17 protein-coding genes are annotated in these 17,096 nt (G+C 40.0%); 11 read left to right on the plus strand and 6 right to left on the minus strand.

From position 1 onward, the window contains the following. Positions 1-13 precede the first annotated feature (13 nt). From serC to PTQ34_RS06525, 4 genes are read right to left on the minus strand one after another with little or no spacing between them, the layout of a single operon-like run. Positions 14-1,147: a 3-phosphoserine/phosphohydroxythreonine transaminase gene (gene serC, locus PTQ34_RS06510; RefSeq protein WP_273932735.1), complete on the minus strand. Its 1,134-nt coding sequence runs from the start codon at positions 1,145-1,147 to the stop codon at positions 14-16. Between the two features lie 22 nt (positions 1,148-1,169). Beyond that, on the minus strand, positions 1,170-2,369 hold the full coding sequence (gene xseA / locus PTQ34_RS06515; protein WP_273932736.1) for an exodeoxyribonuclease VII large subunit: 1,200 nt from the start codon (positions 2,367-2,369) through the stop codon (positions 1,170-1,172). An 11-nt stretch (positions 2,370-2,380) separates the two neighbouring features. Continuing rightward, on the minus strand, positions 2,381-3,103 hold the full coding sequence (gene ubiE / locus PTQ34_RS06520; protein ID WP_273932737.1) for a bifunctional demethylmenaquinone methyltransferase/2-methoxy-6-polyprenyl-1,4-benzoquinol methylase UbiE: 723 nt from the start codon (positions 3,101-3,103) through the stop codon (positions 2,381-2,383). 10 nt (positions 3,104-3,113) lie between these two features. Continuing rightward, on the minus strand, positions 3,114-4,376 hold the full coding sequence (locus PTQ34_RS06525) for a CYTH domain-containing protein (RefSeq protein ID WP_273932738.1): 1,263 nt from the start codon (positions 4,374-4,376) through the stop codon (positions 3,114-3,116). A 156-nt stretch (positions 4,377-4,532) separates the two neighbouring features. Between PTQ34_RS06525 and PTQ34_RS06530 the strand changes: the two genes are divergently transcribed. The 3 genes from PTQ34_RS06530 (at position 4,533) to PTQ34_RS06540 (ending at position 8,472) form a co-directional block, all read left to right on the plus strand. Then, the gene (locus PTQ34_RS06530) at positions 4,533-5,069 is read left to right on the plus strand and encodes a 50S ribosomal protein L25/general stress protein Ctc (RefSeq protein ID WP_273932739.1); all 537 of its coding nucleotides are present in this window, start codon (positions 4,533-4,535) and stop codon (positions 5,067-5,069) included. A gap of 333 nt (positions 5,070-5,402) precedes the next feature. Further along, complete coding sequence (gene pth / locus PTQ34_RS06535; RefSeq protein WP_273932740.1) at positions 5,403-5,975, plus strand: aminoacyl-tRNA hydrolase; 573 nt, start codon at positions 5,403-5,405, stop codon at positions 5,973-5,975. Positions 5,976-6,864: 889 nt separating this feature from the next. Then, positions 6,865-8,472: a Na+/H+ antiporter NhaC family protein gene (locus PTQ34_RS06540; RefSeq protein ID WP_273932741.1), complete on the plus strand. Its 1,608-nt coding sequence runs from the start codon at positions 6,865-6,867 to the stop codon at positions 8,470-8,472. 93 nt (positions 8,473-8,565) lie between these two features. On the opposite strand, the gene PTQ34_RS06545 is transcribed toward PTQ34_RS06540, so the two are convergent. After that, positions 8,566-8,904 carry a hypothetical protein gene (locus tag PTQ34_RS06545; protein ID WP_273932742.1) on the minus strand — a complete coding sequence of 113 codons (339 nt, stop codon included), beginning with the start codon at positions 8,902-8,904 and terminating at the stop codon, positions 8,566-8,568. 111 nt (positions 8,905-9,015) lie between these two features. On the opposite strand from PTQ34_RS06545, the gene glmM reads away from it, so the two are divergent. The 8 genes from glmM to PTQ34_RS06585 all read left to right on the plus strand — a co-directional run bounded on the left by glmM (position 9,016) and on the right by PTQ34_RS06585 (position 16,609). Next, positions 9,016-10,356, plus strand: a complete 1,341-nt coding sequence (glmM, locus tag PTQ34_RS06550) for a phosphoglucosamine mutase (RefSeq protein WP_273932743.1) — start codon at positions 9,016-9,018, stop codon at positions 10,354-10,356. A 362-nt stretch (positions 10,357-10,718) separates the two neighbouring features. After that, positions 10,719-10,850 (plus strand): hypothetical protein, encoded by a 132-nt coding sequence (locus tag PTQ34_RS06555; RefSeq protein WP_273932745.1) that lies wholly within the window; start codon positions 10,719-10,721, stop codon positions 10,848-10,850. Beyond that, entirely contained in the window at positions 10,828-12,357 is a 1,530-nt protein-coding gene (locus PTQ34_RS06560) for an MATE family efflux transporter (RefSeq protein ID WP_273932746.1), read from the plus strand. Before PTQ34_RS06555 ends, PTQ34_RS06560 begins: the two co-directional genes overlap by 23 nt. Beyond that, on the plus strand, positions 12,351-13,289 hold the full coding sequence (locus PTQ34_RS06565; RefSeq protein ID WP_273932747.1) for a glycosyltransferase family 2 protein: 939 nt from the start codon (positions 12,351-12,353) through the stop codon (positions 13,287-13,289). The genes PTQ34_RS06560 and PTQ34_RS06565 overlap by 7 nt, the downstream gene beginning before the upstream one ends. Continuing rightward, positions 13,286-14,284 (plus strand): glycosyltransferase, encoded by a 999-nt coding sequence (locus PTQ34_RS06570; protein WP_273932750.1) that lies wholly within the window; start codon positions 13,286-13,288, stop codon positions 14,282-14,284. Before PTQ34_RS06565 ends, PTQ34_RS06570 begins: the two co-directional genes overlap by 4 nt. Further along, on the plus strand, positions 14,281-15,312 hold the full coding sequence (locus PTQ34_RS06575) for a glycosyltransferase (RefSeq protein ID WP_273932751.1): 1,032 nt from the start codon (positions 14,281-14,283) through the stop codon (positions 15,310-15,312). Before PTQ34_RS06570 ends, PTQ34_RS06575 begins: the two co-directional genes overlap by 4 nt. Positions 15,313-15,341: 29 nt before the next feature. After that, complete coding sequence (locus tag PTQ34_RS06580; RefSeq protein ID WP_273932752.1) at positions 15,342-15,497, plus strand: type II toxin-antitoxin system HicB family antitoxin; 156 nt, start codon at positions 15,342-15,344, stop codon at positions 15,495-15,497. Further along, the gene (locus PTQ34_RS06585; RefSeq protein WP_273932754.1) at positions 15,494-16,609 is read left to right on the plus strand and encodes a glycosyltransferase; all 1,116 of its coding nucleotides are present in this window, start codon (positions 15,494-15,496) and stop codon (positions 16,607-16,609) included. The genes PTQ34_RS06580 and PTQ34_RS06585 overlap by 4 nt, the downstream gene beginning before the upstream one ends. Positions 16,610-16,840: 231 nt before the next feature. On the opposite strand, the gene PTQ34_RS06590 is transcribed toward PTQ34_RS06585, so the two are convergent. After that, on the minus strand, positions 16,841-17,068 hold the full coding sequence (locus PTQ34_RS06590) for a hypothetical protein (RefSeq protein WP_273932755.1): 228 nt from the start codon (positions 17,066-17,068) through the stop codon (positions 16,841-16,843). Between the last annotated feature and the right edge of the window lie 28 nt (positions 17,069-17,096).

A 17,096-nucleotide genomic window follows, 5' to 3' on the forward strand; every position in this document is an offset into this window, starting at 1 on the left:
TCCTAAAAAGCTTTTAGCCGTTTTTACGCTCAAACTCACTCATAAAGCTTACTAGTGCTTTGACATTTTCTAGGCTTACAGCATTGTATATACTAGCTCTTAGCCCACCTAGCAAGCGATGGCCTTTTAGCCCTATCATACCCTCATTCTCAGCCTCTTTTACAAACAGCGCATCAAGCTCAGGGCTAGGACTTGTAAAGCTTACATTCATAAGCGAGCGTGAGTCAGCCCTAGCGTGCGCTTTAAAAAAGCTACTCTCATCAATAGCCTTATAAAGTAGCTCTGCTTTTTGCTCGTTTATAGCATTTATTGCCTTTAAGCCACCTTGTTCTTTTATCCACTCTATTACAAGTCCTAGCAAGTAGATTGAGTATGTAGGCGGCGTGTTTGCTAGGCTGTTTGCCTCAGCTTGGACTTTATAGCGAAGTATGGTTGGCACATGAGAGGCAAAAGGCGCTTTATGACGCATAGGCGCAGGCGTGTTTTCTTCGTTATACTCTACTCTATCAAGTAGATCTTTGCGGATTATTACCACGCTTACACCAGCAGGTCCAGCATTTTTTTGCGCTCCACCCCAAAATACACCGATGTGCTTAGCCTTAAAATCAATCTCACGGCTAAATAAATCAGAGCTAGAATCCACTACAAGCGGTGCTCCATGCGTGTTTGGCAGATTTTTATACTGCGTGCCATAAATTGTATTATTTGAGCAGATATAGCAGTAATCAGCATCGCTGCTAAACCCAGCATCGCTTGGGATATGATCGAAGTTACTATCCTCACTACTAGCTGTTATGCGGTAGTTTATGCCTAGAATTCCTGCATCTTTTATCGCTTTTTTCGTCCAAACACCAGTATTTGCATACTGCGCCTCTCCGCCTATGTATAGATTAAGTGGCACCTGCGCAAATTGCATATGCCCCCCACCTTGTAAAAATAGCACTGCATAATCATCATCAAGGTTATAAAGTCCCTTTATATTTGCGATTATTTCATTATGCATAGTTTCATAGACCTTGCCTCTGTGGCTTACCTCCATGATATTAAAGCCAAGTCCGTGGTAGTCCAAAAACTCATCCCTAGCACGCTCTAACACGCTTAGTGGCAAGCCACTTGGTCCTGCTGAGAAGTTTAAAACTCTATTCATTTTTTCTCCTTTAAAATTTGTTTTATAAAATTTGTGCCTCTTTGTTGGCATAGGCTGATTTTAGCGTGATTTTATCACCTATTTTTAGCTCATCAAGCTTAGCTTGATTACCGCCAACAAAAACGCTCACACTAGAACGCTTGGTCTCAAAAATCTCTTGCTTAGCTTTAAGCTGCGTTTTTAGATTTTCTATTTTATGCCCCCAAGAGAGAATTTTACTATCAAGGGCTGATTTTATCGCAGATTGCTTAGTTTTTATATTTAGATTAAACTTATCAAGGCGTTCTTTTATAGAACTTGGTCTTAGTTTTAGACTTGCTATATTTAGTCTATTTTGCGCCCTCTCTATCTTTGAACTACAAGCTAAGTTTATATTTTCTAGCTTTGTGTCTATAAACTGCGCCAAAGCATCCTTGCTAGGCAGCAAATCAGCAATAGCAGCCGTTGGAGTAATAGAGCGGTGGTCGCTTACAAAATCACTTATACTATAATCAATCTCATGCCCCACAGCTGAAATAATCGGCGTTTTTAGGCTTAAAATCTTTCTAGCAAGATTTTCATCATTAAAGCACCACAAATCCTCTTTGCTACCACCACCACGAGCCAAAATAATCACATCTAGCCCAGCACTATCAGCTAGGCCAAGAGCCTCTATAATGCTAGCAGGCGCGTCTTTGCCCTGAACTAGCGTATCAAAGCAAATAAACTTGCTTAGAAAATACCCACTACTTTCAATCCTTTGTTTTATATCAGCAAAGGCTGCTGAGCTTAGAGATGTTACTATACCTACTCTTTTTGGCAGGCGTGGCAGGGGTCTAGCGCCTACTTTTTGTAGCACGCCATTTATATTTCGCCTAGCAATGCCAGCTTTTTCTAGTCTTGCACAAAGTGCTCTAAAAGCAGCGTCAAGGTCGCCAGCTCCAGCCTCTTTCATAGAAAGCACATTTATTTGATAGCGACCAGTAGCACTAAAAAGCGTTAGCTTACCAGCGCAAACCACCTTTAAGCCCACCTTTGGCTCAAAAGTTACTCTTAAATTCGCCCCTCTAAACATCGTAGCATCAATACTAGCTTGTTCGTCTTTTAAGCTAAAGTACCAATGCCCACTGCTGTGTTTTGTGATCTTGCTAATCTCAGCTTCTAAGCTAACTTCGCCAAAATGCCCTTCTAGCAAGCCTCTTGCGGCTTCATTTAGCTCGATTACACTCTTAAACTCTATCATCTAAAAATTCCCTATAACTGCACAACTTTTTTTGCCACAAACATAGTAGAAATTCCAAAAGAAAAGCTCTGCGCGATTTCAACTTGAAAGCCAGCCTCTTTTAACTCAGCTTTAAAACTATCAGTGTCTAAAAAGCTTTCAATACTGCTTGGCAAATACTCATAAGCTTCTTTTTGTTTGCTAATTGCCCCGCCGATTTTTGGTAAAATTTTGCTTAGATAAAAGTCCCTTAAAGCACTTATAAAGCCTTTTTTCTCACGCTTAGTGAACTCAAGCACTAGCAAATATCCACCTGGCTTTAAAATGCGGTTAAACTCTAATAAAGTAGCAGATCTTTCTTTTACATTGCGAATTCCATAGCTGATGCTAATAATATCAGCAAAATCATCTTCAATGCCACTTTCGTGCGCTAGGGAGTTTATAAATCTCACACCGCTTTTGCTAAACTTTTTTTGCGCAACTTCAAGCATACCAGAGCTAGGATCAACGCCTACAATATCCTTTATCCCAGCACCAAAAAAGCCAGCTCTGCCTTGCCACAAAGCTATCATATCGCCTGTGCCACAAGCCATATCTACAATAGAGATTGTTTGATTACTAAACTTTTTTAGCACGAAATCCACAGCCTTTTTTCTCCAGCTTTTATCAATCCCAAAGCTTAGCACTCGGTTTGCTAGATCATAGCTAGGTGCGATTTTATCAAACATCTCTACAATTTTTTCTTGTGAGTTCATTTTTTGCCTTTTAGTGATAAAAATTTAGTATTTGCCAAAACTCTTGGCAGATTTTAATGCTTTTTGCGTGTTTTTTAGCTATTTTTTTAAGACTTTCTTCTGCGCTGTGAAGCAATTTTTTATTTATTATCTCCATTTGTGGCAGGGCAAAAGACTTTGCTAAAAACTCGCATTTATCGCAATGAGCGTAGATTTCTAGTATAGCAAGTAGCTTTTTTTCTAGCTTGGCTGAGAGCTTTGCATTATACATTTGCCCAAAGGTGCAAAGTGCGTGATAAAGATGCTTAGAGCTTTCTTTTAGAGCTGATTTTGCGCTAGTATTTGGAGCGTTTTCATAGTCTTTTATCGCATTTTGAAGCTTTAATGCCATGCTAGCTTTTAGTGCTTTTTTGCCACGCTCACCGCTGTAAAAATCACTCTCATCACTTAGCATAACGCTAAAATCTCTAAGCACAGAACTAAAATCGCCCAGCTTTAAAACCAGCTCGTCTTCGGCTATATTTCGCTCTTTTTTTAGCTCTTTTAGGCTTTTTGATTCTATATTTTGCGCACTCATATAATCACACAGGTAGTTTTGCTCACCAAGAGAGTTTGCAAGTGCCAAATACTCGCAAAACTTCGCATTAAAACTAGAAAAAATCTGCTCATCAAAGCCACTGCCACAGCACAAACACAAATGATAGTTTTTCTCCAGCGCAAAAATCAGGTTTTTTAGACTTTTTGTATTTTTCTTGCTCAAAAAGTCCAAAACTGCGATATTTGTATTTTCTAGCACTCCATAAAGAGCGATTTTTGCGCCCTCAAAGCTAGAAAGCTGCCCAGGTGCTAAAAGAGCAAAATCGCCACAAAGCTTTGCTCTTTCAATCACTGCATTAAAATCACTTTTATAATTAGGATTTCCAAAAAGCGCAAGATTTATCTCGCTATAGCGCTCATCGTTTGTGATATTTTTGCCACAATGATTTGCTAGCATGCTTGGCATGATAAAATCTACAATCTCTCTAGCATCATTAAAACGAACTTCAAGCACGCAAGTATCGCAAAAATCATAGCTTTTGATTATATAATAAAGCCCATTTAGACTAAAACTATATTCTAAAAAATAAAGCGCATTGCTAACAGCTGATTTTGCGCTTTTGCTAAGTTCTAGTTTGGAGTTTTTTTGCACAGCAAAAAGCAAAAATCTTTGCTTTTTATAAGGCAAATTATCCTCTTCTAAAACCCTAATAATCGCATCATCACGCAATAAAAATCGCAGATTTGCTACTTGCATTTTTATCCTCATTTGCTTTTAGAAAGGCCGATTTTAGCAAAAAGTGGATAAATTTTTACAATTTTGATGAAAAATTTATAAATTTAATATTTTAAGATAATTCTTAGCAAAACAAGCTATAATTTCAGTTTTTATTTCATAACGAAAGGATAAACAATGCTAGAAGGCATTCTTAGAGAGAGTATTGATAGCAAAGCTACAAAAGCTTTGAGAAAAGATGGTTATCTAATCGCCAACATTTACGCTAAAGGCATGGAAAATGTTCACTGTGCATTTAAGCTAAATGACTTCATCAAAGCTGTAAAAGCTAAAGATACTCTAAAATTTTCAGTAAAAGTAGCTGGCAAAATCTACGAAGTAGTAGTCGCTGAGTATCAAAAGCACCCTGTAACAAGCGTGCTAAAACATGTTGATTTGCGTGTTGTGCTTCCAAATGAAGTTAGCAAATACTATATCCCAGTAGTTACAACTGGCGTGGCAAAAGGTCTTAAAAACAAAGGTCTAATCGTCCACTCAAAACGCCGTCTGCTAGTAAAATGCGCTGGCAAAGACCTACCAAATGCTTTCATTGTGGATGTTACTCCACTTGATGTAGGCGATAGCGTGCTTGTGCGTGATATTCCAGTTCCAGCTGGTGTGGTAATGAGAGAGCCTGAGTCAGTGGCAGTGTTAGGTTGTGTAAAAGCTAAGTAATTTAGTTAAAGCTTTTGGCAATTCGTCTCGCAGCACTATTGCACTAAAATCCTGCGGAATGCGCACGGCTCGGTGAACCTCATGTTCTACCCACGCCGTGCGCACCGCAGGCTTTTGGCACACTAGCACCACGATACTAGAATTGCCCTTTTTCTAGGGAATTCTAGAATTCTCTTGCGAATTTTAAAGGGAATTCCAGAATTCCTTTTTGGGGTTTTAGAGGCAAAGCCCCTAAGGGGTGGTGGCGTTAGCCCTACTAAGCATTGCGAGCGTGTGCCCACAGGCACCAGGGCGAGCAAAATTTTTAAAATTCTAAATTCAAAAAGAACTCCCATGATTTTATTTGTAGCACTTGGAAATATCGGCAAAGAGTATGAAAACACTCGTCACAATGCTGGCTTTATGCTAGCTGATTTGCTTATTTCTAGCGGTGGTTTTATAGCCCAAAGTAGCACTAAGTTTAAAGGCGAACTATACAAAAAAGGCTCAGTTTTGCTCTTAAAGCCTAGCACTTATATGAATCTAAGCGGCGAGAGCGTGCTAGCTGTGGCAAACTTTTATCACCCAGAGCGCATAATAGTAGCTCACGATGATATTGACTTGCCGCTTGGGGCTTTGCGCTTCAAGCTTGGGGGCAGTAGCGGTGGACATAACGGCATAAAAAACATTGATAAGCTAATTGGCAGCGAGTATGAGCGAGTTCGCATAGGCGTAGGCAAAAGCCAAAATGGTAGTAAAGATACCATAAACTGGGTGCTTGGAGCGTTTAGCAGCGATGAAAAAAGCCTTTTAGATACTGTGCTAAAAACTGCCTTTGATGCTTGCTTGGCTGCTTTTAGCGGTAGTGATATAAAAGAGCTAAGTTCAAAGTTTAGCCTAAAACCACCAAAAGAACAAAAAGCCTAGGAATTCTAGAATTCCTAAGGATAAATTTAGAATTCCCTAAGCCTTGTGTCATCCTCGGGCTTGACCCGAGGATCTCATCACAAAGAATTTAGAATTACTAGAGATTGCTTCGGTCGCTTTGCTCCCCCCTCAATAACGCAGGGAATTCTAGAATTTCTAAAAGTAGAATTCCTATTTTTTGCTTCGCATCCGCTCTTTGCTTAGTTTTTGTGGGGTTAGGGGGTATTTTACCTAGGAATTCTAGAATTCCCTAAGCCTTGTGTCATCCCCCGACTTGATCGGGGGCAAAGAATTTAGAATTACTAGAGATTGCTTCGGTCGCTTTGCTCCCTCGCAATGACGCAGGGAATTCTAGAATTCCAAAACTAGAATTCCTAAAACTATAAAAATCTAAAAAATACCCCCTAACCCCTAAAAACTAGAATTCCCAAGCAAATTTAGAATTCCTATTTTTGCTTCATATCCGCTGGTTGCTTCGCATCCGCTCTTTGCTTAGTTTTTGGGGGTTAGGGGGTATTTTACCTAGGAATTCTAAAATTCCTAAGCCTTGTGTCATACCCCGACTTGACTTTCTTTTTCATCCCCCAGCTTGACTGGGGGATCTCATCACAAAATAGAGATCCTCGGGTCAAGCCCGAGGATGACATAGTAGGGAATTTTAGATAAAATTCTAGAATTCCTAAGCAAATTCTAGAATTCCTAAGGATGAATTTAGAATTTATAGAGATTGCTTCGGTCGCTTTGCTCCCTCGCAATGACAAGCTAGGGAATTTTAGAATTCCTAAGACTAAAAATACCCCCTAACACCCAAATTCTAGAATTCCTAAGATAAATAGCAAAATTTACTCAAATTTCTGCTAAAATTAAACAAAAATTCCAAAGGACTTTTATGGATAATTTTGGAGCCTTAGGGCTTATTCCGCCGCTGCTTGCTATCGCGCTTGCTTTTTTTACCAAAGACGCTGTTTTATCGCTATTTGTAGGAGTACTCTCAGGCACAATGATAGTAAATAGCGGCAATCTAGGCAGCTCGCTATTAGATGTATCAAACCTTTTTGCAAAGATTTTAGGCGATGCGTGGAATGTGCGGATATTTTTATTTTGCGCCTTGCTTGGCGGTTTTGTGGGGTTACTAGGGCATACTGGGGCTGCGCATTCATTTGGCGTGTGGGCGGCAAAAAGGCTAAAAAGCGGGCAAAGCTCGCAGTTTATGACCTTTATTTTTGGGCTTATTATTTTTATTGATGATTATTTTAGCGCGCTTGCAACCGGCTCAATCATGCGGCCAATTAGCGATAAAACTGGCACCCCACGCGCAAAACTAGCCTACAATGTCCATAGCACCGCAACTGCTGTGTGCGTGATAGTGCCAGTTTCTAGCTGGGTGGTTACCATCATGTCTATCTCAAAAGACGCTCAGGGCTTTGAGAGCTTAGGGCTTTCGCCTTTGGAGTTTTTCTTAGGGCTTATTACTTATAATCTTTATGCTTTTGGAGTGCTGCTTTTTGTGCTTGGTATGATTGTCTTTAAAGCAGATTTTGGGCCGATGAAAAGGGCGCATGAGAGAGCAAAAGAAGGCAAGCTTTTTGATGAGGAAAAATTTGGTCTTGTGCCAAATGATACGGAGTTTGTAGAAAATAATAGGGCAAATCCTTTTGATATGATTTTGCCTATGATTTTGCTGATTTGTTCTGTGCTAGTGTTTTTTCCGCTAACTACGATGATAGCGGCAGTTGACGGGTCTAAAATCACAAGCTTAACGCAGGCTTATCATAGCATGAGTTTAAGCGATGCTTTTAAAAACACAGATGCCTCAGTGGCACTTTTGCACTCTATTATTTTTACTTTTTTCTTTACTTTTATTTACTATATCTTTCGTAGGCTAGTAAGCGCAAAGGCTTCGATGGCAGCTGTCAGCGAGGGCATAAAATCAATGGTGCCAGCCCTTACGATTTTGATATTAGCGTGGAGTATAGGCACTATAATCAAATCAGCGCCTAGCGAGGGCGGACTTGGTCTTGGCGTGTATTTAAGCGGACTTGTGGTAAATGGCGATTTTCCAGTATTTTTGCTAGCTAGCATTGTATTTTTGGTCTCTGGGCTTATTTCTTTTGCTACTGGGACTAGCTGGGGGACTTTTGGTATTATGATTCCGCTTGTGATGCCTATTGTTACAGCACTTGGAGCTTCAAACAACATGGGGCTAGAAGAACTTCAAAACATCACCTTTATCTGCATAGCAGCTGTGGTAGGAGGTGCGATTTTTGGCGATAATGCAAGCCCGATTAGCGATAGCACCATACTTTCGTCCACTGGCGCAGGCTGCCCTGTGCTAGAGCATATCGCTACGCAGATGCCTTATGCAGTTACTATCGCTATTGCAGCGGCGATTAGCTTTTTGTTTACTGGGATTTTTGGCAGTATTGCTGTAGGTTGGGTGTGTAATATAGCTTTGCTTTTAATGGCTTTATTTGTGCTACCAAAAGTGTGGAGATAAGGAATTCTAGAATTCTTAAAATCTAGAATTCCTAAAATATAGAATTCTAGAATTCCTAAATTCTAGAATTCCCACTTAGGAATTCTAGAATTTTTAAACTGAAAAGTTAAAAAAATGCTTTTCGCTTTCTTCTTCATTTTGCCTTAACTCGCCTAGTTTTTTATCTATTTCATCTAGGTTTAGCTCTTTTTCATCTTTTTTCTTTTTTTCTTGCTTGGCGTTTTTTTGCTCTTGTTTGTCTCTTTCTGGATCAGTCTTATAGATCTCATCAGTGGCTCTGGTTTCTTCTACTTCTTTTTTTTGCTCGCTAGCAGCAGCGGCTGCCAGTGCGCTTTGCATATCAAACTTTGCTTGCTGTTCGCCTTGGATAGCGCTTGCTGCTGGGGCTACTTGGTTTGCGTAGATTGCGCCTGTTACTGGTGAAATTGCCATGATACTTCCTTTTATTAAAAAATCGGCAAAAACTCTTTAAAATGTAGAATTGTTACTGAATTTTTGCCTAAACTTGCTAAAATTATACCAAAAATCACAAAAAGGACAAAAATGGGCAAATTATTTGGCACGGACGGCGTGCGTGGACTTGCTGGCGAGAGGCTTAGCGCAACTCTTGCTATGCGTCTAGCGATGGCAGCAGGGATTTATTTTCGCAAAGATAGCATAACAAACAATATCCTAGTAGGCAAAGACACTCGCAAAAGCGGCTATATGATTGAAACTGCTATCGTAGCAGGGCTTACTGCTGTGGGCTTTAATGTTCGCCAAATTGGTCCTATGCCAACGCCAGCTGTGGCGTTTCTTACAGAAGATATGCGCTGCGATGCTGGTATAATGATATCAGCTAGTCATAATCCCTTTTATGATAATGGCATAAAGTTTTTTAACGCAAATGGAGATAAGCTAAGCGAGGCCGCTGAGGATGCTATAGAAGCGATTTATGCTAATGATGAGCTGATAGCTAGCGCACAGGCTACAAACATGCAAATAGGCGCTGCTAAACGCATAGATGATGTAATTGGCCGCTATATCGTCCATATCAAAAACTGCTTTCCCAGACATCTTACGCTAAAAGGTCTTCGCATCGTGCTTGATACAGCAAATGGGGCTGCATATAAGGCTGCGCCAACGATATTTAGCGAACTAGGTGCTGAGCTAATCGTGCTTGGTGATGAGCCAAATGGACAAAATATAAACGAAAATTGTGGTGCACTTCACCCAAATAACTTGGCTCTGCAAGTTAAGCATTTGCGTGCTGATATAGGCTTTGGCTTTGATGGGGATGCTGATAGGCTAGTGGTTGTAGATGAAAAAGGCGAGGTCGTCCACGGAGATGCCTTAATAGGCGTGCTAGCTACGCACCTAAAAAGGCAAAAACTACTAAAAAACGATGAAATAGTAGCAACTGTGATGAGCAATGCTGCCCTTGATGAGTATCTAAAAGCGCATAAAATCAAGCTAAGTCGCTCAGCGGTTGGGGATAAAAATGTGCTTGAGATGATGAAAGAGCGTGGCTTAAACTTTGGAGGTGAGCAAAGTGGACATATAGTATTTAGCGACTTTGCCAAAACTGGCGATGGGCTAGTAAGTGCGCTACAAGTAAGCGCGTGCTTGCTTGAGAGTGGCAAAAAGGCTAGCGAGCTTTTTGGAGAGATTAAGCCTTTTCCTCAAATTCTAGTTAATCTGCCTATTGGCAAAAAGCCGCCTCTTAGCGAAATAGCTGGACTTGAAAAGCTTGAGGGCGAGCTAAAAAAGCTTGGAATTCGCTCACTTTTTCGCTACTCAGGCACTGAGAATTTACTGCGACTTTTACTTGAGGGCAAGGACGAGACAGCTGTAAAAACGCAAATGAAAAGGGTCCAGGACTTTTTTAGCTCTGCGCTAAAATAATCTAGAATTTCTAGGAATTCTAGATTGGAATTCTCTTTGGAATTCTAGTTTGGAATTCTAGTTTAAGGAATTCTAGATTGGAATTCTGGAATTCCTAAGGTAAATTCTAGAATTTCTAGGAATTCTAGATTAAGAATTCTAGTTTAGGAATTCTAGAATTCCCAAACTCGCGCAGTCGTTTGGGATTTGCGGTAGCTGTAAAAATCAGGCTCCAAGGCTGCGAGGTGAATTTGGCTAGTTTTTACGCAAGGCTAGCCGTGGAGCCGTGTCCGCGGCAGCGGCTGCGAAAATTTTGCGCTGAATTTGCGAGCAAGTCGCTAGTAAAAGTAAAAATCTAAAGGCGACTTGCGAAGCAAAACAGCGTGAAAGTTTTCGCAGAACTGGCTGGGCTGCCTAAGCAAAAACTAGTCAAAGGCAGCCGCAGACTGAGCCAGCCGATAAAAGCACAAAAGCCAAAAAGAAAAGGTAAAAATGGCATTAAACCTAATCTCTAGCATCATCGTCTTTGCTATACAATTACTTGTGAATTTCTTGCTAGCGCCTTTTATACTGCGCTCTTTGGGCGATGAGGCTTATGGACTGCTAACCCTAGCAAACTCGCTTGTAAGCTACGGCTACATTCTAACCATGGTGATAAACTCAGTCTCAGGTCGCTTTATAGCCTTTGAGTACCATGCTGGGCGAGTTTTGCTAGCTAGCAAATACTATTCATCTGTGCTAGTAATAAACATAATATTTAGCCTTTTAATCTGCCTTAGTTCTGCTCTTTTTATCTACAAAATTGATGCTATTATAAATGTAAGCCCAGAGCTAAAAAGCGATGCGCAAATTGCCTTTGGGCTGTATTTTGCTAACTTTTGCTTGGGGCTATTTAATGGCATTTTCTCAGCCCTTGCTTTTGTGGTAAATAAAGTCTATCTCATCGCCTTTCGCTCAGCACTTGCAAGCTTGGTTTTTGCTGCTTTGGTTTTTGGGCTTTATTATTTTTTAGAACCGATGATTAGCTACTCAGCATTTGCAGCACTTATTTCAAGCATAGTGGTTTTTATAAGCTCACTTTTTATAGTAAAAAAGCTTGGGCTTGGAGTGCGTTTTAGACTGCGCTATACAAGGTTAAGGCTGCTTAAAGCACTTTTTAAATCAGGTGCTTTTAATAGCTTTAATAGCCTAAGTTATAGCATAATAAATGGTGCTGATTTGCTGCTTTGTAATTTGCTTTTAAATCCTGCGATGGTGGGCATTATGGCAATTTCAAAGTCACTAATAATCACAATTGAGAGCTTTATAGCTATGCTAAGTGGCGTTTTTTCGCCAAAACTAACAGAGCTTTATGCTAAAAATCTAAAAGCCGAGCTTATTTATAATCTGCGCTTTGCTCTAAGGGCTCAGGCATTTATTTGCTTGCCGCCAATTTGTGCTTTTGTAGGGCTTGGAGCTGAGTTTTATGCTCTGTGGCTGCCTTTTAAAAGCAGCAGCGAGATAGCCTTTATCTACGCACTAGCGATGATTGCTGCTGCGCCTGCTTTATTCTCGGCTTGTATGTATCCGCTGCTAAGTTTAAATATAATAGTAAATAGCCTGCGCCGCCCTGCTATGGCAAATTTAATAATGGCGCTTTGCACCTTTTGTTCTCAGTTTGCGCTTTTAAGCTTTACTAACTGGGGGCTTTGGGCTATGTTTGTTTGCGCTAGTGTTTGCTATATGGCAAGAATTTTGCTTTTTGATATAGCAAATGCTGCTAGGAATTTAGAATTACCACAAAGTACATTTTTTATAGATTTTGCTAGAAATTTAGCGGCTTTTATAGCATTGCTTGCTATAATTTTAGCTCTAAAAAGCCTGATTTTATTTAGCTTTTCTTGGCTACTTTTGGTGCTTTTTGGGGCTTTGTTTTGCCTTTTTGGCTACTTGTTTTTGTTTTTTGTGCTCTTTAATAAAGAGCAAAGAACTTTATTTTTAGAACTAATCAAAGCAAAACTTTTAAAGGTAAAAAAATGCTAATAAGCGTGATAATTCCAGTTTATAACTCAGCTGCTTTTTTAAAAGAATGCGTAGGCAGCGTGTTGGATCAAGATGAGAATTTAGAAATTATTTTGATAAATGATGGCTCAAAAGATGACTCAGGCGCTCTTTGTGATGAGCTAGCCAAAAAAAATGCTAATATAAAAGTGCTTCACAAGCAAAACGGCGGAGTAAGTTCAGCAAGAAATGCTGGCTTAGAGCTAGCAAAGGGCGATTATATCGCTTTTATTGACAGCGATGATAGTATAAAAAAGGGATATTTTACTGATTTACTAGCAAAAATCGGCTCTAGCGATGCACTTGTGCTTAGCATAAATGATTATAAGGTGCCAAAGCCTTTTATTCTAAGTGGCCAGCAGGCTTTGGAGTTTATGCTAAAAGACAAAGCCCACCGCTTTGGCTGGGCTCCGTGGAATAAGCTATTTAAACGCTCTATTATAGGGGATTTGCGCTTTAATGAAAGTGAGCATGTAACAGAGGATTTTTCTTTTATCTCAAAGATTTTTTTAGGCGATATAAAAGTAGCCTTTGACACTGGTGGGCTGTATAACTACCAAGATAGCGATATTTCAATCATGCGTAGCAGCTATAACGCAAAGTATGATTCTATGGTGCTTGTAGGTGATAATTTCTTAAAAGAATGCAAAGAGCGTGCGCCTAGCCTTGTGCCGCTTGCCTTTTTTGCACTGGCAAATGGCACGCTGTTTTTGATTTACAAAGCAAGAGAGGCCGGGCTTTATGAAAAAGTTGCTAGCTTTAGCGCAAGGCTAAGGGCAAATATTTTTCCTATAATTTTTAATAAGCATGGCTCGCTGAAATTCAAGCTAGTCATCCTTGCCCACGCCTTTTGTCAAAAAATTTTGCTAGCTCGCTACCGCAAACAAAGCGCTAAAAATGAAAGCCAAAAATGAAGCTACTTTTTGTCATAACTAGCCTTGAAAATGGCGGTGCTGAGAGAGTTTGTGCTAGCTTGGCAAATTATTTTAGTGAAGAACATGAGGTAGAAATTCTCTATTTTAGTGGAGAGATTTTTTATGAAATAAGCTCTAAGGTAAAGCTTAATAAATTTACTAGGAATTCTAGAATTCCTAGGCTAGCTGCTAAGCTTTTAGCCATTAGAGGGCACGCCAAAGACGCTGATTGCGTGATTTCATTTATGGATAGCACAAATATTTTAAGCATTATTGCCACTGCGTTTTTGGGGCGAAAGCTCATTATCTCAGAGCACTCAGCTCATGATTTTGTGGGGCTTAAATGGAGAGTTTTAAGGCGCATTTTTTATCCTTTTGCTAGTGCTTTAACAGTGCTAAGCAAAAGCGATTTTAACTACTATTCTTTTGTGAAAAATAAAGCTATTATTTACAATCCTAGCATTTTTAAACCTAGCTTTGGCGGACAAAAAGAAAAGCTCATTATCTTTGTAGGCAGATTAGAGTATGTCAAAGGCTGCGATATTTTTTTGCGTGCTTTAGCACTTTTAAGGCTAGATGATTTTAAGGTGTTAGTGCTTGGCTCTGGTTCGCAAAAACAGAGCCTACAAAACCTTAGCGCAAAACTAGGTCTTAAAAATCTAGAATTCCTTGGGAGCGTTAGCGATATACAAAACTACTACAAAAAAGCAAAAATCATCGTATCTAGCTCACGCTTTGAAGGTCTTGGTAATGCTTTAATTGAAAGTGCGTTTTTTGATTGTATTAGAGTGGCTACGCCAACAGCAGGAGCGCTAGAGCTGCTTGAAAATGGCAAAAACGGCTTTATCAGCTCTGATTTTAGCGAACAAGCACTAGCAAAGGCTATTTTAAAAGCCCTAAGCGCAGATGAGAGCGTGCTAGAAAATACTAGGGCCGAGAGTGAGAAATTTAGCCTAGAAAACATAGCTAAAGAGTGGTGGGAGCTAATAAAATGAAAATACTTTTTATAATCTCAAATCTAGCAAATGGTGGGGCTGAGCGTGTATTATCCACGCTTTGCGATGAGTTTAGCAAAATGGGCGATACTTGCGAGATTTTGTATTTTGAGCAAAATAGTGGGTATTATGAGTATAAAGCCACTTTAACCCATCTGCCCTTATATGAAAAAAAGGGAATTCTAGCTAAATTTAGCAAGTTTTGGCGCATAAACAAAGCTATCAAAAAAAGTAACTCAAAAGCTGTAATATCAATGCTAGATCAAACAAATATAAATGTGCTAATAAGCACCTTTTTTACCCCAAAAAGCGTGATAATCAGCGAACACACTGATGAGAGAGCCCTAAAATCACGCTTTTGGCGAGCTATGCGCCGCTTGCTGTATCCAAGGGCAAAGGCACTTGTAGTGCTAAATGAGAGCGAGAAAAACTACTATAATTTTTGCAAAAACGCAAAAGTAATTTATAATCCCTTAAATGCTGATTTTCTAAGCCACAGAATTCCAGTAAACAAAGAAAATATCGTCCTTTGCGTGGGCAGACTTGAAAGTGTGAAAAACTACGAGTTTTATCTAAAAAGCCTAGCACTAATAAGCCCTGATTTGCGCAAAAACTGGCGTTTTATCATCGCAGGAGACGGGTCGCAAAAAGAGCGTCTTTTAGCTCTAAATAACGAGCTAAAAATTGGCGCAGAGTTCATAGGACACGCAAAAAATACAAAAGAACTCTACGCCAAAGCTAGCATTTTAGCCCTGCCTAGCAAAAGCGAAAGTTTTGGTAATGTTTTGGCTGAGTGTATTAGTTTTTATTGCGCTAGAATTTCTACTCCAACAGCAGGTGCTAGCGAGCTAATAACCCACGCAAAAGATGGTATAATCGCAAGCGAGCTAGAGTTTGCCAAAGCCTTAGAACAGCTTATGAGAGATGAGAGCTTAAGGGCAAGCCTAGCTAAAAATGCCCTAAGACGCCTAGCAGACTTTGAGCCAGCAAAAATCGCTTTAAAATATAAAGAGCTGATTTTGAGCTAAATTTGCTATAATCACACAAAAGGATTAAAATGATATTAAACGCAATCATAGAAAAAGACGAGTTTGGCTACTTTGCCTATGTTCTAGCCCTTGAAGGCTGTGTATCCCAGGGCAAAAGCTATGAAGAAGCACTAGCGAATATAAATGAAGCTGCCAAACTCTACTTAGAGAGCATAAAGCAATGAAAAAACTTAGTGTTTTTATATACTCTATGGCTGGTGGTGGAGCCGAGCGCGTAGTAAGCAATCTACTAAAATACCTAGTAAATCACTTTGAAATTCATCTTATTTTACAAAACGAGCAAATAGACTACGAGCTACCAAAGGGCGTAAAAATCCACTTGCTAGAAAACTCTAAGCCCTTTGAAAGCGGTATTTTAAAGCTAGCAAAAATCCCTTTTCTTGCGCTAAAATACAAAGCACTTTGCCAAAACTTAGACATTGATACGCATTTTGTGTGGATGAACCGCCCTTGCTACATCGCTGGACTTGCTCGCATTTTTGGGCTAAAAGGCGCCTTTGTTTTTAACGAATGCTCTACTCCAAGCGTGCTTTATAAAAACGCTGGCATAAAAGGTGCTGTTAGCAAAGCTCTATTAAAATGGCTCTATCCAAAGGCTGATTTTATCTACCCAAACAGCACTGGGGCGCTAGAGGATTTGCGTGATAATTACGGCATTAACCCTAGCAAAATGCGTGTGCTATATAATGCGCTTGATTTGGATGAGATAGAGCAAAAAGCCGCCCAGCCACTAACCGAGCTAGAAAATAAAAAGTTTTTTCTAAGCGTAGGCAGGCTAGATGAGGGCAAAAATCACGAGCTTTTAATCCGTGCTTATGCTAGCCTTGCTCACCCTGATTTGCCTGATTTGGTGATTTTGGGTCGTGGCGTGCTTGAAGCGCATTTAAGGGGCGTTATTAACAAGCTTGGCTTAGAGCAAAAGGTGCATCTTTTGGGCTTTAGCGCAAATCCATATAAGTTTATGAGAGCTTGCGAGGCTTTTGTCTTTGTCTCACGCTTTGAGGGCTTTGCAAATGTGCTAATAGAGGCTATGGCATGCGGTGCGCTAGTGATTACAAGCGAGCACAAAAGCGGCGCAAAAGAGCTTATCGGGGGTGATAAATACGGAATTTTGGTGCCAGTGGATGATGAGCGTGCCACAGCTGCTGCTATGAAGCGGGTTTTGGATGAAAAAACGCTAAAAGAGCAGTATCGCTCGCGCTCGCTTATCCGTGCCAAAGACTTCGCTGCTCCCAAAATCGCTAGCGAACTAATAACTGAGCTAAAAGGCTTTTAACTTTTTCTGGGGGTGCTTTGCTGAAATTTTGCTGACGGGGCTCTTACGCTTACCCGCCCTGCTGTGCGCTTTGATGAATTTTATATTCTATCTGCAGCGCACAGCGGGCACTCAAGTACCGCGCCTTTTATTTTTACTTTAAATTCAAATTTAGAATTCCCAAAGATAAAAAATACCCCCTAACCCCCAAAAAAACCTAGGAATTCTAGTTTATTTGCTAGGAATTTTAGATTAAGACAAGCTTATTCGTTTATTTTTAGCCCAAAAATTTACTAGAGACTCTGCTATTTTTCGGCTACACAGCAGCTGCACGCCGCAAGGCACTTTTATAGAAAACACAGCAGCTAGGACATTTAATGAATTAGCAGAGTTCAAAAAAATCACGCTAGAGGCTTTAGCCCAGCTTCTAGGTGGCAAAATAGGCACGCAAAGCTTTGATGGTAAAATCAATGAACTCATAAAACTGCTTCAAAAATAGGTAAAATTT

The sequence above is a fragment of the Campylobacter magnus genome (assembly GCF_028649595.1).
Lineage (GTDB): Bacteria > Campylobacterota > Campylobacteria > Campylobacterales > Campylobacteraceae > Campylobacter > Campylobacter magnus.

Coding starts and splice junctions, on each gene's coding strand:
- serC (WP_273932735.1), bottom strand. CDS start 1,147: ATGAATAGAGTTTTAAACTTCTCAGCAGGACCAAGTGGCTTGCCACTA.
- xseA (WP_273932736.1), bottom strand. CDS start 2,369: ATGATAGAGTTTAAGAGTGTAATCGAGCTAAATGAAGCCGCAAGAGGC.
- ubiE (WP_273932737.1), bottom strand. CDS start 3,103: ATGAACTCACAAGAAAAAATTGTAGAGATGTTTGATAAAATCGCACCT.
- PTQ34_RS06525 (WP_273932738.1), bottom strand. CDS start 4,376: ATGCAAGTAGCAAATCTGCGATTTTTATTGCGTGATGATGCGATTATT.
- PTQ34_RS06530 (WP_273932739.1), top strand. CDS start 4,533: ATGCTAGAAGGCATTCTTAGAGAGAGTATTGATAGCAAAGCTACAAAA.
- pth (WP_273932740.1), top strand. CDS start 5,403: ATGATTTTATTTGTAGCACTTGGAAATATCGGCAAAGAGTATGAAAAC.
- PTQ34_RS06540 (WP_273932741.1), top strand. CDS start 6,865: ATGGATAATTTTGGAGCCTTAGGGCTTATTCCGCCGCTGCTTGCTATC.
- PTQ34_RS06545 (WP_273932742.1), bottom strand. CDS start 8,904: ATGGCAATTTCACCAGTAACAGGCGCAATCTACGCAAACCAAGTAGCC.
- glmM (WP_273932743.1), top strand. CDS start 9,016: ATGGGCAAATTATTTGGCACGGACGGCGTGCGTGGACTTGCTGGCGAG.
- PTQ34_RS06560 (WP_273932746.1), top strand. CDS start 10,828: ATGGCATTAAACCTAATCTCTAGCATCATCGTCTTTGCTATACAATTA.
- PTQ34_RS06565 (WP_273932747.1), top strand. CDS start 12,351: ATGCTAATAAGCGTGATAATTCCAGTTTATAACTCAGCTGCTTTTTTA.
- PTQ34_RS06570 (WP_273932750.1), top strand. CDS start 13,286: ATGAAGCTACTTTTTGTCATAACTAGCCTTGAAAATGGCGGTGCTGAG.
- PTQ34_RS06575 (WP_273932751.1), top strand. CDS start 14,281: ATGAAAATACTTTTTATAATCTCAAATCTAGCAAATGGTGGGGCTGAG.
- PTQ34_RS06580 (WP_273932752.1), top strand. CDS start 15,342: ATGATATTAAACGCAATCATAGAAAAAGACGAGTTTGGCTACTTTGCC.
- PTQ34_RS06585 (WP_273932754.1), top strand. CDS start 15,494: ATGAAAAAACTTAGTGTTTTTATATACTCTATGGCTGGTGGTGGAGCC.
- PTQ34_RS06590 (WP_273932755.1), bottom strand. CDS start 17,068: ATGAGTTCATTGATTTTACCATCAAAGCTTTGCGTGCCTATTTTGCCA.